This window comes from Pedobacter sp. MR2016-24, from assembly GCF_026239655.1.
GTDB lineage: Bacteria > Bacteroidota > Bacteroidia > Sphingobacteriales > Sphingobacteriaceae > Pedobacter.
In genome coordinates this window covers 144,553-158,826 of the sequence record NZ_JAPIVO010000001.1, presented here as the reverse complement: position 1 = coordinate 158,826, position 14,274 = coordinate 144,553, and the positions used below count along the sequence as shown (strand labels likewise).

13 protein-coding genes are annotated in these 14,274 nt (G+C 40.5%); 6 read left to right on the top strand and 7 right to left on the bottom strand.

The features are described from left to right. Nucleotides 1-185: 185 nt before the first annotated feature. On the bottom strand, nt 186-635 hold the full coding sequence (locus tag OQX62_RS00740) for a protein-disulfide reductase DsbD domain-containing protein (protein WP_265829366.1): 450 nt from the start codon (nt 633-635) through the stop codon (nt 186-188). Further along, nucleotides 632-1,414 (bottom strand): biotin--[acetyl-CoA-carboxylase] ligase, encoded by a 783-nt coding sequence (locus OQX62_RS00735; protein ID WP_265829365.1) that lies wholly within the window; start codon nt 1,412-1,414, stop codon nt 632-634. Before OQX62_RS00735 ends, OQX62_RS00740 begins: the two co-directional genes overlap by 4 nt. Before the next feature lie 44 nt (nt 1,415-1,458). Between OQX62_RS00735 and rsfS the strand changes: the two genes are divergently transcribed. The 5 genes from rsfS (at nt 1,459) to OQX62_RS00710 (ending at nt 6,687) form a co-directional block, all read left to right on the top strand. Continuing rightward, nucleotides 1,459-1,833 (top strand): ribosome silencing factor, encoded by a 375-nt coding sequence (gene rsfS / locus OQX62_RS00730; protein ID WP_265829364.1) that lies wholly within the window; start codon nt 1,459-1,461, stop codon nt 1,831-1,833. Nucleotides 1,834-1,866: 33 nt separating this feature from the next. Continuing rightward, nucleotides 1,867-3,957 carry an ATP-dependent zinc metalloprotease FtsH gene (gene ftsH, locus OQX62_RS00725; RefSeq protein WP_265830143.1) on the top strand — a complete coding sequence of 697 codons (2,091 nt, stop codon included), beginning with the start codon at nt 1,867-1,869 and terminating at the stop codon, nt 3,955-3,957. A gap of 58 nt (nt 3,958-4,015) precedes the next feature. Continuing rightward, nucleotides 4,016-4,660 carry a LutC/YkgG family protein gene (locus OQX62_RS00720; protein WP_265829363.1) on the top strand — a complete coding sequence of 215 codons (645 nt, stop codon included), beginning with the start codon at nt 4,016-4,018 and terminating at the stop codon, nt 4,658-4,660. 64 nt (nt 4,661-4,724) lie between these two features. Beyond that, nucleotides 4,725-5,807, top strand: a complete 1,083-nt coding sequence (locus OQX62_RS00715) for a 3-oxoacyl-ACP synthase III family protein (protein ID WP_265829362.1) — start codon at nt 4,725-4,727, stop codon at nt 5,805-5,807. A gap of 58 nt (nt 5,808-5,865) precedes the next feature. Continuing rightward, nucleotides 5,866-6,687, top strand: a complete 822-nt coding sequence (locus tag OQX62_RS00710; RefSeq protein ID WP_265829361.1) for a lipoprotein — start codon at nt 5,866-5,868, stop codon at nt 6,685-6,687. Here the strand turns inward: OQX62_RS00710 and OQX62_RS00705 are convergent, their stop codons facing one another. The 5 genes from OQX62_RS00705 to OQX62_RS00685 form a co-directional block, all read right to left on the bottom strand. Continuing rightward, nucleotides 6,688-8,205: a tetratricopeptide repeat protein gene (locus OQX62_RS00705; RefSeq protein WP_265829360.1), complete on the bottom strand. Its 1,518-nt coding sequence runs from the start codon at nt 8,203-8,205 to the stop codon at nt 6,688-6,690. It lies immediately after the preceding gene. Between the two features lie 109 nt (nt 8,206-8,314). Then, the gene (locus tag OQX62_RS00700) at nt 8,315-9,058 is read right to left on the bottom strand and encodes a zinc ribbon domain-containing protein (protein WP_265829358.1); all 744 of its coding nucleotides are present in this window, start codon (nt 9,056-9,058) and stop codon (nt 8,315-8,317) included. Further along, on the bottom strand, nt 9,058-10,155 hold the full coding sequence (locus tag OQX62_RS00695) for a Nif3-like dinuclear metal center hexameric protein (RefSeq protein ID WP_265829357.1): 1,098 nt from the start codon (nt 10,153-10,155) through the stop codon (nt 9,058-9,060). The genes OQX62_RS00700 and OQX62_RS00695 overlap by 1 nt, the downstream gene beginning before the upstream one ends. A gap of 23 nt (nt 10,156-10,178) precedes the next feature. Beyond that, nucleotides 10,179-10,544: a TM2 domain-containing protein gene (locus OQX62_RS00690; protein ID WP_265829356.1), complete on the bottom strand. Its 366-nt coding sequence runs from the start codon at nt 10,542-10,544 to the stop codon at nt 10,179-10,181. Then, nucleotides 10,537-10,854 carry a DUF2752 domain-containing protein gene (locus OQX62_RS00685; RefSeq protein ID WP_265829355.1) on the bottom strand — a complete coding sequence of 106 codons (318 nt, stop codon included), beginning with the start codon at nt 10,852-10,854 and terminating at the stop codon, nt 10,537-10,539. Before OQX62_RS00685 ends, OQX62_RS00690 begins: the two co-directional genes overlap by 8 nt. A 77-nt stretch (nt 10,855-10,931) precedes the next feature. Here OQX62_RS00685 and mfd point away from each other — a divergent pair, with 77 nt between their 5' ends. Then, entirely contained in the window at nt 10,932-14,273 is a 3,342-nt protein-coding gene (mfd, locus tag OQX62_RS00680; protein WP_265829354.1) for a transcription-repair coupling factor, read from the top strand. Nucleotide 14,274 lies beyond the last annotated feature (1 nt).

Sequence of the window (14,274 nt, the reverse complement as noted above, 5' to 3'; positions counted from 1 at the left end):
ATCAGCTCATGCAGGTTTCATCTTACCTTTATCTGGCCGTGAAATTACAGATTATTTCTTGTTTAAGAACCCCTGTAAACCTGCCATCACTAATATTTTACTATAATCCGATATTAGCTATGCGCTAAAACAAAAAAAGAGCGGCAGAAAATCCTGCCGCTCTTTTTAAAATAATTACCATCTTTTTATTTTACCTGCACAGAAAATTGAACTTCATCCGGAGGAAGACATCTTGATTCATCGCAAACCATAAATTCAATTGTTCCTTTAACCAGCGTTTCAGGTTTGTTTAACTTAATCTTTTGCTGAAAAATAACTTGTTTTACAAAATAACCTACATTCATGTCAAAAACCTTTTCAAACTTGCTTAATGGCTTCGGTTCTGCAGTAGTCCCTACCTTAACGAAATCCTTGGAAGGCGCGAATTTGATTGTAGTTTTTACGGGGCCACCCGGTTTTACATTTTGTGAATAGATATGCCATCCGTCCTGAATAGTTGCTTTCAGGTAAACAATAGCTTCTGTCTTACTGATTTTCTTTTGTGCGTAAGACCAGGTTACAGGCGTTTCGATCTGTGCGAATGCACCGGCTGCCGTGAAAAATAATAGCGTAAGTACTAATGTGATCTGTTTCATTTTTTGTGTGTTTTAATAAATTCTATCTCTTTAAAATTATACGTCTGCAAACCAATCCTGGTTTCCATACTTAATAGCCCTTTTTCACTCACGTCAACTATTTTCCCTTCAATAATCTCGCCATTCTGACGGTAAGCGGCCATTACATTGTACTGGTAAAGGTGATTCAGATAAGTTTCACGCAAACCAGCCGCTGTTCCAGCCTTCAGTTTTAAATAAGCAGCCTCTATTTGACTGCAAATTTGTGCTAACAGCTCAATTAAATTGACATCGCGGTGTAAAATTTGCCAAAGAGAGCCTGCTATGCCTTCCAGCCCGTCTTTAAAGTGTGCCTGATTCACATTAAGTCCTATACCCACGATACAGGCTCTGATACTGCTACCGGAAATTATATTTTCAATCAGCATCCCGCCTATTTTATTATCGTTAAAATAAAGGTCATTCGGCCATTTAACGGTTAAGCCTTCTCCAACCAAATCTTTTACAGCAATATACAAGGCATTACTCACTGCCATATTCAGCAGAAACTGGTCAGCGATAGCTAAAAATGCCGGACGAAGGAGAATACTGAAGGTCAGATTCTTTCCAGGTTCTGCATGCCAGCGGCTCTCCTGCTGCCCGCGACCCTCAAATTGATTGTCTGCCATAATAACAGTCCCTTCGGGTAATGGCTCGGAATTTGACAACATCCTTTTAAGAAAATTATTAGTAGAATCGACCGCTGATAATTTGATAAGATTTTGACCAACAAATAGTGTTGAAAAAGTGTTATTTTGCAATAGTTGATTTTATAATTGTTATTTATCAAAAATAAAACATTTTAATGGTAAAAAAGAAATTGGTAAACCTTTCTACCTACCTATCAGAAATAGCCGTACACGGCATGCAGGAAAAAAAGGGACATGATATTGTCCGTCTTGACTTAAGAGAATTAAACAGTTCTGTCTCCGACTACTTCATCGTTTGTAATGCAGATTCCTCTACACAAGTTAAAGCTATTGCTGACAGCGTTGAAGACGAGGTTTATAAGAATACACAGTTGAATCCATGGCGGAAAGAAGGGCTGGAAAATGCAGAATGGATAATATTAGACTACTTTGATGTAGTTATCCATATATTTAAGACGGAAAAAAGAGATTTTTACGGTATTGAAGATTTATGGGGCGATGCTCAGACTACTTCCTATCAAAGCGCCTAAAACTTACAACCACATACATTTTTTTAATCAATGATGAAAGAGAAAGAAAATACGAAACCCAAATTAATTAAGAGGATTCCAAATATTCCCAAAAAACCTCAAAAAGGATCTAATTTTAATATATTCTGGGTTTATGCCGCTATCATTTTAGGACTGATCCTGGTATCTGTTTTATTTAATAACGACACGAGCAAAACCATTACTTACAGGGAATTCGAAACGAACATGTTACGCCCTGGCGATGTACAGAAAATTGTTGCCTATAAATATGAGGATCTGGTAAGGGCTGATGTTTTTATTAAAGCAGACCGTCTGAATCAGGAGAAATATAAAAAATACCAGACTAAAAGTAATTTTGGTTCTACCGGCGGACCTACTGTATCATTTACTGCAGGATCAATGGATGCACTGGATAAACAGCTGAAGGATTCACAGGTTGATGTGCCGGCAGACAGTCAGGTTCAGGCAGAAAAAGAAACCAGGCAGAGTACTTTCAATTCATGGTTCTTCACGGTAATTATCCCTGTGTTGTTATTTATCGGATTCTGGATATTTATTATGCGGAAAATGGGCGGCGGCGCAGGTGGTGGTGGCGGACAGATATTTAATATCGGAAAGTCCAAAGCAACTTTATTTGATAAAGAAAGCCAGGTAAATGTAACGTTTAACGATGTTGCCGGTCTTGAAGAAGCAAAACAGGAAGTGATGGAAATTGTAGATTTCCTTAAAAACCCTAAAAAGTACACCAACCTGGGAGGTAAAATTCCTAAAGGTGCACTACTGGTAGGTTCTCCCGGAACTGGTAAAACGCTGCTGGCGAAGGCTGTAGCGGGTGAAGCCCAGGTACCTTTCTTCTCCCTGTCAGGTTCTGACTTTGTGGAGATGTTTGTAGGTGTTGGTGCATCCCGTGTGCGTGACTTGTTTAAACAGGCTAAAGATAAAGCACCATGTATTATTTTTATTGACGAGGTAGACGCAATTGGTCGCGCCCGTGGTAAAAACAGTATGATGGGTGGTAATGATGAGCGTGAAAACACATTAAACCAGTTGTTAGTGGAAATGGATGGTTTCGGAACAGATTCAGGAATTATCATTTTAGCAGCAACCAACCGTCCTGATGTACTGGATACAGCATTATTGCGTCCGGGAAGATTTGACAGACAGATTTCTATTGATAAACCAGATTTAGTAGGCAGAGAGCAGATCTTTAAGGTCCACCTTAAACCTATTAAAACGGATATCGTTGTAGATGCAAAAAAACTATCTGCACAGACTCCGGGTTTTGCCGGTGCTGAAATCGCGAATGTTTGTAATGAGGCAGCACTGATTGCAGCCAGAAAAAACAAAGAATTTGTAGATATGCAGGATTTCCAGGATGCGATTGATCGTGTAATTGGTGGTCTCGAGAAGAAAAATAAAATCATCTCTCCTGAAGAGAAGAGAATAGTTGCCTATCATGAAGCGGGTCACGCTATTGCCGGCTGGTTCCTTGAGCATGCAGATCCATTGGTGAAAGTATCTATTGTGCCACGTGGCGTTGCAGCCTTGGGGTATGCACAATACCTGCCTAAAGAGCAGTTCCTATATACGACAGAGCAGCTTACTGACGGGATGTGTATGACAATGGGCGGACGTGTTGCAGAGGACCTTGTTTTTGGAAAGATCTCCACTGGTGCACAGAATGACCTGGAAAGAATCACTAAATTATCTTATGCGATGGTCACCATTTATGGCATGAACGCAGCAGTAGGTAATGTATCTTTTCATGACCCTCAAAATGAGTACAACTTTAACAAACCATACTCGGAAAAAACTTCTGAACTGATCGATGTTGAAGTGCGTAAACTGATTGGTGAGGTTTATGAAAGAACAATGCAGTTATTGGTTGAAAAAAGAGAAGGACTGGAGAAATTAGCTGAAAAACTACTGGAGAAAGAAATCTTATTCCAGGCAGATTTGGAAGAAATTTTAGGTAAACGTCCATTTGACAACCGTACTACTTATGATGAGTTTGTAAACGGCACCGGTGATCAGAAGCCTGCAGCAGAAGGATTGCTTCATGAAGGTGTAGGAGAAACTACTGATCCTAACGCTTCCATTAATCCTGCTCAAACAGAATTATAGTAATTAATTTTTATGGAGCTGTCATCCGCTAAACAGGGTGACAGCAAATCCATTTGATATGAAAGAGAATATTTCTTCGAAAGAATTAATGCTAAAAAAGATCAGGAAGGCTTTACTTGAAAAAAGAGACAGCCCCTATCCCAATTTAGAAGAAACCCCGCTCTATAAACCCACTGAAGAAATTCCAGAAATTTTATTTGCCGAACAGCTTACTGCTGTTTCCGGCAATTTTATTTTTTGCGAAAACGGTGTTGAATTCATAGAGAACATCCTGGAACTGGCAGAACGCTTCAAATGGAGAAAGATCTATTGCTGGGAACCCGAGCTTCAGCAGCTGCTGGCTAACTACGAATTTCCTTTTTACAAGACGGATAAGGACTTCGAAATGGCCGAAGTTGGAATTACTATGTGTGAGGCTTTAATTGCCAGAAACGGCTCTATTTTGGTGTCGAATCAAAACGAGGCTGGCAGGAGGCTAAGCATCTTTCCTCATCACCACATCGTCATTGCCAGAACAGGCCAGATGGTAATGAATCTGAAGGATGGATTTCAACTGATCAAAAATAAATACGGCGCACAGATTCCTTCAATGATCAGCACCATCACCGGTCCGAGCCGGACTGCAGATATTGAAAAAACATTGGTCTTAGGTGCACATGGACCCAAGGAATTGTTCGTTTTTTTAATTGATGATTTTTCTTAAATTTTTATTATTAAGATATTTATAGTAATTTTATACTAAAGACTAAAACAGTATACGGTTCAAAATGAGTAATAATAAGCATCTACATTCAGTAATAGCAGGTACAGGGAGTTATATCCCGGAGAAAGTTATTTCGGGGGAATCTTTTTTAACTTCCACTTTTTACGAAAATGGCGTCCTGATTGAAAAAGATATCACTGAAATTATCAGTAAGTTTTCAGACATCACTGAAATTATAGAAAGACGTTATGTAGATGATCATCTGCTCAACAGTAATATCGGCGCAATAGCTGCACAAAGAGCGATAGATGACGCTGGTATCGACAAGGAGACGTTAGACCACATTATCTTTTGCCACAATTTTGGTGATATTCATCATGGCAGTAACCGCATGGACATTTTGCCTTCCCTGGCTGCAAAGGTTAAACAGCAGCTGGAGATCAATAATCCTGACTGTGTTTGTTATGACATTATCTTCGGTTGTCCAGGATGGGTTCAGGGCTCTATACAGGCAGATTACCTGATTAAAAGTGGCGATGCCAAACGTGTACTCGTGATCGGTGCAGAAACCCTTTCCAGGATCATTGATCCACATGACCGTGACAGCATGATTTTCTCTGACGGCGCTGGTGCAGTAGTTTTTGAAGCTGCAGAAAGTGACGAGCCTACAGGTATTATCGCCCATAAAACACAAACATTTGCCGGTAATTTCGCATCCTTACTGGTGATGGGCAACAGCTTCAACCCGGAGTTGAAAGATGGCAATACCTATCTTAAAATGAACGGTCGTAAATTATATGAGTTTGCCGTTATCAATGTACCCCAAGTGGTAAAAATGGCTATAGATAAAGCAGGTCTTTCTATTGAAGATATCAGAACCGTTTTTATACACCAGGCTAATGGCAAGATGGACAATGCCATCATGAAAAGGCTGTTTAAATTGTACGATCTGGATGCGGTACCAGAAAATCTGGTGCCGATGACGATTTCCTGGTTAGGTAACAGTTCGGTAGCAACTATACCCACATTGCTGGATTTGGTACGCAAAGGCCAGGTAGAAGGCTACAAAGTAAATAAAGGAGAATATGCCGTCTTTACCTCTGTAGGGGCGGGAATGCACATCAATGCATTCATATATAAATTTTAAGTTACAATTAATTTTTTCATGGTTTTTTATTTATATTCGGTTACACAAATAGAAAACCATGAAAAAATTATTTCTCTTATTCGGTGCGGTAGCCATGCTATCCTCCTGCACATCCTATCTGCTCAGCACAGTTTCCAGTTCGGGGAGTGCTCAACCTGATTCCACCGGAACCTTTAACCTGGAAAACGATTCACTTCGAATCAGTTACAGTTTTACAGGTGATAATGCACCTATGCACGTGGACGTTTACAATAAATTGAATGAGCCTTTATACGTCAACTGGCAGCGTTCTGCAGTAATTGTAGGCGATAAATCCTATAGCTTTGTTGACGATGAAGTAAAAATTACCGGCGAAACCTCTTCCAGCAGTACGAGATATTATCACGGCAGCACGTATACAGACGGAAACATCAATGCGACCGCGAAACTTTCCAAAGAAGAAAGCTTTATTCCACCTAAATCTAAAGTGAGCAGGACCACCTACACTTTAAATCAGGTTGAAATGTATAAAGTTCCTGATTCGTTATTTAAAAAATCTGCCCTGAACTATAATGATGGCACTGGTATAGTACATGTAAAAGAAGCTGGTTTTTCAGCCGCAAATTCTCCACTGAAATTCAGAAGTTACCTGACTCTGTATACTTTAAAAGGCAATCAGCCACAAATGTTTGCTTATCAGCATGAATTTTTTGTTTCCGGTATGATCAGGACGGGAGCTAATCCATCAGCCCTGACAGATTACGCCGCAAAACCAGGCAATGTTATTTACAATTCAAGAACTACCGGATTCGGAAAAGCAATGGTGGGGGTAGCTCTTGTTGGTGCTACCGGAGCACTGGTTGCCACAGATGCGGCGTTGACAGAAAAAAACCACAAATAATTAGTCAGACAGATGTCTCAGGCCATCTTTGGCCTGAGCTTCTATGCTGTTTTCATATTCATGGTTTTTCATATTGATAGCGAGATTAAAATACGCCTTTGCCTTAGCACTATTCTTTTTCTTCAGGTATATTTTTCCCATATTAACCGCAGCCGTAGCTGCGTAGTAATATTTAAGACTTTTTCCTGCATTGATGGTTCGCTGGTAATCCTGTAACGCTTCATCGTCTCTGCCCAGCTCATCATGGATACGCCCTAAACGGTACTGGTATTCAACCTTATCCCTGTCATTCTTAAACCGATCAGTATTGACATCTGAGAGCGCTTTCAGTGCCTTTTGATAATAACCTCCGTCAAATAATAACCTGGCTTTGAGCAGCTCCGTATCGGGCCGCAAAGCATTAGCTTCATTTAGTGCCTGCTTATCTTTGTCACTGTAAGTATACCCCGACTGCTTAACTTTGATAACAGCGGCATTATAAAGCCCTGTGTCGCCATTTAAGAGGGCTACCCATCCAAGATGAAGGTTAGCATCTTTGATATGGTTATCACCTTTATTTAGCTGTAAAAATCTTTTGAAATTGGCAGCGGCAGAATAATCCAGTTTATTGAGCTTGGCGATCCCCGTGAGCAGCTCCAGGTATGCAAATGGCTGGTAGGCTTCCCCCGTAGGCCTGTCGCCCAAAATAGTAATCGCTTCATCTGTATGGCCATTTCTTGCACATACATAGGCCTGCAGATAGGCCTTTAATAAACTCTGATCCGATATTCGTGCAGTATAACGCATTGTTTTCGCATAAGCATCGGGTGCATGGACCAGATCCGATAAAACAAATGCATAATAGAAGACAACCTCTTCATAAAATGGCTCATAGGAAGATTTAGGCAGGTTCTGAGCCAGCTTATCCAGCATCATTATACCTGTCTGCACATTCCCTCTGATGCCAAAGGTGGATAAGGTACTCTTCAGCACACCATCTGGTAAATTACCTAAAAATATATTAATCATGCCCAGTCCTTTACCATTCAGATGGAAACCAGGATATTTTTTACTGTTTTCCAGCAATTGTGAATTCGCCTTTTTTATTTCTCTTGCCGCCGCAAAAAATTCCCCGTAACGACCTCTGATGAGTGCCCATTGCAGGTTAATTTCTGCCTGAGCATACAGATAGTAGGGAGAGTTATCATCTTCATCCTCAATCTGATCTATCCGTACAGATTTTTTTTCTTTAAGCCGGTCAAAATCAGCTTTGCTCTCTGTCGTGATCAGATGGAAATAGTCCACATAATTTTCTAAAAGCGGTACGATTGCATTCTTCGGATGGATTCTTTTTTCATTGCTGATCAACTGTCTCGCTGCATTCAGCTTCAGTTCAAAAATGTACTGATATGCTTTCAAGCAATTCGCATTGAAATCAAAATTTGCCTTAACGGCAGCTGGAAAGAAAAGGAAAACAGATAAAAGTGACAATTTGAAAAGCCGGCTGACAGGACTTTTGGCAATAACAGAAGATATCATAATATGATCAATATAACTCCCAATGACGATTTTTGTTTTGAATGCGGAAATTTAAAACAAAAAAAGGCCAGATAAAAATCTGACCTTTCTGATATATTTTGATGCTTAATTATACAGCAACAGACTCTTGTGTTAAAGCCTCATCTACTAAAACCCTTCCGCAATGCTCACATACAATGATTTTTTTACGTTGACGAATGTCTAACTGACGCTGAGGTGGAATCTGATTGAAACAACCTGAACAAGAATCACGGTCAATCGTAACTACTGCCAGACCATTACTTGCATTTCCTCTCAATCTTCTGTAGGCGATTAATAAACGCTCATCAATTACTCCTTCAGCTTTTTCCGCTTTTTTAGATAAAGCCAGTTCGTCTTTCTCTGTTTCAGAAGTAATCGTTTGCAACTCACTTTTTTTGATGTCTAAGTCATTTTTTCTTGATTCAAGATCAGCAAGTGCTTTTTCATAGATTTCAGTTTTAGAAGCAATTTCAAATCCATGCTCTCTGATTTTCTTTTCACAAACCTGAATTTCAAGAGATTGTATTTCAACTTCTTTAGTCAAAGCATCGTATTCACGATTATTTTTAACTTCTTTTAACTGCGTGTCATACTTTTTGATCAAATTTTGAGATTCTTTGATCATGTTTTTACGCGTTACAATGGCATCTTCAGTTTCATCCAATTCAGCCTTGAATTTTTGTATACGCGTTTCCAATCCTGCAACCTCATCTTCTAAATCAGCCACTTCCATTGGTAATTCACCACGGATCTGACGTATTTTATCAATTTTTGTATGAAGGGTTTGTAATTCGTATAAAGCCTTTAGCTTTTGCTCTACAGTTTGTTCCATTAAATGAAATAATTTATGGGGTTTGTATTATGCTCCGTTAAACGGATCGCAAAGTTAGGAAATTTTTCCCGAATAATATCAATCAACAAATCAGATGTAAATTGTTCACTTTCAAAGTGTCCGATATCTGCGATCACCAGTTTTCCATCTGCATCAAAAAATTCATGGTATTTGAAATCAGCAGTGATAAAAGCATCTGCCCCCGCAGCCAGGGCATGATTCAGCAAAAAACTGCCAGAACCACCACAAACGGCTACTTTCTTTATTTTTTTGCCGGTATCTTGTGTATGCCTGATTAAAGTTACATTCATCCTGTCCTTCACAAAATGCAGAAAGTCGTTCAGCTCCATTTCATCTGTCAGCCACCCAATCATTCCTGCACCCACAGTAGCTAATTTATTTTCCAAGGGATAAATATCATAGGCGACCTCTTCATAAGGATGATTTTCCAACAGGGACAGCAGCACTTTCCGCTCCAGCTGCGCTGGAAATATCGTTTCAATCCGTACTTCCGGCTCTTGGTGCTGTAAACCTTTAGCACCCGCAAAGGGGTCAGTATTTTCACCTGCCTTAAAGGTTCCGAAACCTTCTGCATTGAAACTGCATTCACTGTAATTTGCAATATGTCCCGCACCGGCAGCAAATAAAGCTTCCCGCAGCATCCCTGCCTGTGCAAGCGGACAAAAAGTAACCAGTTTTTTCAGTAATCCACTTTTGGGACTCAGAATTTTAGCCTGCTGTAAGCCCAGTCTGTTACAGATCACGCCATTTACACCATTCGACACACTGTCCAAATTAGTATGGGTGGCATATAAGGCAATATTATTCCTGATCGCTTTTAACAGCACACGCTCCACATAATTTTTCCCGGTCAGCTTTTTCAAACCTTTAAAAACAATAGGGTGGTGGGTGATGACCAGGTTAAAGTTATGCGCAATAGCTTCATCAACCACTTCTTCCAGACAGTCCAGTGCCACCATGGCCCCCGTAATTTCCTGATCAGGATTTCCCGCAAGCAATCCCGAATTATCATAATCTTCCTGATAATTCAGTGGCGCATATTCTTCCAGATGTTTAATCAGCACGGATAATCTCATGCAGTAAAGATAAGACTAGGTTTTTAAGATTGCGCTATTGTTCCCATTTTTACCAGCTGAAGGCTCTCAAAAACCATTCTTTGGTTGTATTCAAAAGCCAGGCTTTTATAATTTACCAGGTCAATAATGGTTCCTATGGCACACAATCCGTAAGTCAGCATATACAAAATACCCAAACCGATCTGGTTGGTTAAAAATCTTGGTAAACCCGGTACAAAGAACCCAAGTACACAATAAAGGATCATATCGTCCGGATTTCTCCTTTTGCTATTATAAACCATTAAAAACCCATTCAGCTGTTGCTCACTGAAACCTGTAGTAGCCGTTTGCAGGTAAGAAAATTCCTGTGGTGAGATGCCCGGAAGCATCATAAATGGTGAGTTATACATAATCATTCTCCTTATTCTTTAATAGTACATTCTTTTTAAACTGATTCCTGCCTAACACTCCGATTCTATACATGATAATCAGTGTTGCCGGCACACCAAACCAGTGCATTTTAAAACTTTCCTGCAGGTTCCCATGAAAAAGCTGGGTAACTGACCTGCCCAATCCACATCCCGGACACCAGTCTATACCCATATTGGCCAGGGGACAAAAGGTAAAATGATGCTCCTGCAGGTGATGATGAGGTTCAGCGGTAGCGAGTAAAACTAAGGCTGTTGTCCAGAAAATGAGCTCCGCAGGAAATCTGTTCATCTTAAGGTTTTGAATTTTAGAGTTATAAATGGCCGCAATGTTACAGGATAGCAAATCATAAATATTATCTTTACAGCGTGAATATCCGCGACCTGATCAACAGATACAAAACAGATGAGCGCATTGTCGAACTGGCAAAAGCACTCAATTCGGCTAAAGGTACTAAATTGCAGTTAAAAGGTCTTGTCGGTTCTGCCGATGCGACTATTGCTGTAGCTACCTATTTCCTGCTGCATAAACCACAGTTGTTTATTTTACCGGACAGGGAAGAGGCAGCCTACTTTATGTCAGATCTGGAGAGTATCCTGGAGAAGGAGGTATTGTTGTTTCCTTCCTCTTTCCGCAAGGCTTTTGATTTTACCCAGGTAGATACTGCAAACGTGCTGGCCAGGGCAGAGGTGCTGAACGAATTGAACCATCATTCCGAATACGGCAAGATTGTAGTTACCTATCCCGAAGCATTGGCAGAGAAGGTCATCAACAGATCCGTACTGGAAAACAATACACTGGAAATCAGCCTTGGTATCAAACTTGGAATAGATTTTATCAATGAGTTCCTGTTTGATTATAATTTTGAACGTCGTGATTTTGTTTATGAACCCGGCCAGTTCTCTATCCGCGGAGGAATTGTAGATATTTTCTCTTTCTCACATGATCTGCCTTACAGGATTGAATTTTTTGGTGACGAAATTGAAAGCATCCGTACATTTGAAATTGAAAGTCAGCTTTCTGTGGAAGATGTAAAGAGCCTGACGATTATCCCTAATGTACAGTCGAAATACCTCACGGAAAGTAATATCAACCTGCTCGATTATATAGAAAAGGATACACAGTTATGGTTTAAGGATGTTGCATTTGCTTTAGATGTCATCAAAACAGGCTATAAAAAAGCAACGGAATTATGGAAAGCATTGCCTGCAAAAGAAAAGCAGGAGAACATGGACTGGATAGATCCGAAGTTTGCATTTTCGGATGAGAAAATGATCGGGGATATCCTGCACGACTTCCCTATGGTAGAATTTGGCAAGCAGTTTTTTTATCAGACAGATCACGTCATTCATTTTGATACCAAACCGCAGCCTTCTTTTAACAAGGATTTCAACCTGCTGATCCATAATCTGAAAGAGAATGAGAAACAGGGTGTACATAATTTCATCTGCAGTTCTTCTGCCAAACAGACAGAACGCCTGTATGCAATTTTAGATGATATAGACAAGTCGGCCAAATTTATTCCGCTCAATATTCAGCTGAGGGAAGGATTTATAGATCCGGCTCAACAGGTGGCTTTTTATACGGATCACCAGATATTTGACCGTTTTTATAAATACAAGCTCAAAAGGGGGTACCAGCGTAGTCAGTCGATCACCCTCAAGGAGCTGCGCGACCTTAAACCCGGCGATTTCGTAACGCATATAGACCACGGTATCGGTAAATATGCAGGTCTGGAAAAGGTAGAAGTAAGTGGCAAAACACAGGAGATGATTCGTCTGGTATATGCAGATAATGACCTGCTGTATGTCAATATCAACTCCCTTAACCGTATTGCTAAGTATAGCGGAAAAGATGGGACTGCCCCGAAAATGAATAAACTGGGTACCGAGGCCTGGGACAAACTTAAAAAAACGACTAAAAAAAAAGTTAAAGATATTGCCCGCGACCTGATCAAGTTGTATGCATTGAGAAAGGCACAGGTGGGCACTGCGTTCGATCCTGACGGCTACCTGGAAACAGAACTGGAAGCTTCATTTATTTATGAAGATACGCCGGATCAGATGAAGGCGACTAACGACGTGAAAAAGGATATGGAAGCACCACATCCGATGGACAGGCTGGTTTGCGGGGATGTGGGTTTCGGAAAAACAGAAATTGCCATAAGGGCTGCTTTTAAAGCCGTAGCCAATGGTAAACAGGCGGCAGTTCTTGTACCTACCACCATTCTGGCATTGCAGCATTTCAAGACGTTTTCAGGCCGTTTAAAGGACTTTCCATGTAAGGTTGACTATATCAATCGTTTCAAAACAAATAAGCAGATCAAAGAAACCTTAGCGCAACTTGCAGAAGGTAAAGTAGACATAGTAATCGGCACACACCGTTTACTGAGTAAGGATGTCAAGTTCAAGGATCTGGGCATCATGATCATTGATGAAGAGCAGAAATTTGGGGTAACTTCCAAAGAGAAACTGCGTGCTTTAAGAGTCAACGTAGATACGCTTACATTGACGGCAACGCCAATTCCGAGAACCCTTCATTTCTCCTTAATGGGTGCAAGGGATCTTTCTATCATGAGTACGCCACCTCCAAACAGACAGGCAGTAAATACGGAATTACATGTTTTCAATGATAAACTGATACAGGAAGCTGTTCAGTTTGAACTGGACAGGGGAGGACAGGTATTTTTTATCCATAACAGGGTGAATGATCTTCCTCAGCTGGGCGGACTGATACAAACCCTGGTGCCCAAAGCCAGGATCGGTATTGCCCACGGGCAACTGGATGGGGATGCCCTGGAGGATGTAATGCTCGATTTTATCAATGGAGAAAAGGATGTGCTGGTGGCTACAACTATTATTGAAGCCGGTCTGGACATTCCAAATGCAAATACCATAATTATCAACCATGCTCATATGTTTGGTCTGAGTGACCTTCATCAGATGCGTGGCAGGGTAGGAAGGTCAAATAAAAAGGCTTTCTGTTATTTACTGAGTCCGCCGCTCTCTACACTGACTTCTGAAGCAAGGAAAAGACTCAGTGCTATTGAAGAATTTTCTGATTTAGGCAGTGGTTTCAATATCGCTATGCGCGATTTGGATATCCGTGGAAGTGGTAATTTACTTGGTGCAGAACAAAGTGGTTTCATCGCAGAAATAGGCTTTGAAATGTATCATAAGATTTTAGATGAAGCGATTCAGGAATTAAAATCAGATGAATTCAAGGATCTCTTTAAAGACGAGAAAGAACGTCCCTTTGTTACCTTTACACAGATAGATACTGATCTGGAGCTTTATATTCCGGACGACTATGTAACGAACATCACAGAACGGTATAACCTCTATACAGAATTATCCAAGCTGGATGATGAAAAGCAGCTGGAAGCCTTTGAAACGTCATTGAAAGACCGGTTCGGCAATGTACCTAAGCCTGTTAAAACCATGTTAAAAGTGCTGCGCCTGCAATGGTCGGCCAAAAGACTGGGCTTTGAAAAGCTGAGTTTTAAAAAAGGCGTACTCAGAGGTTATTTTATCTCCAATAAACAATCCAATTTCTTCGATTCTCCTATGTTTGGTAAAATACTGGCTTTTGCACAACAGCATCCGCGGATGTGTAACCTCAAAGAGGTCAAAGATACTTTAAGAATAGCTTTTGAAAATCTGAATACGGTAGATGAAGCAATAGAAATGTTAGAAATGATCGCCCAATAAG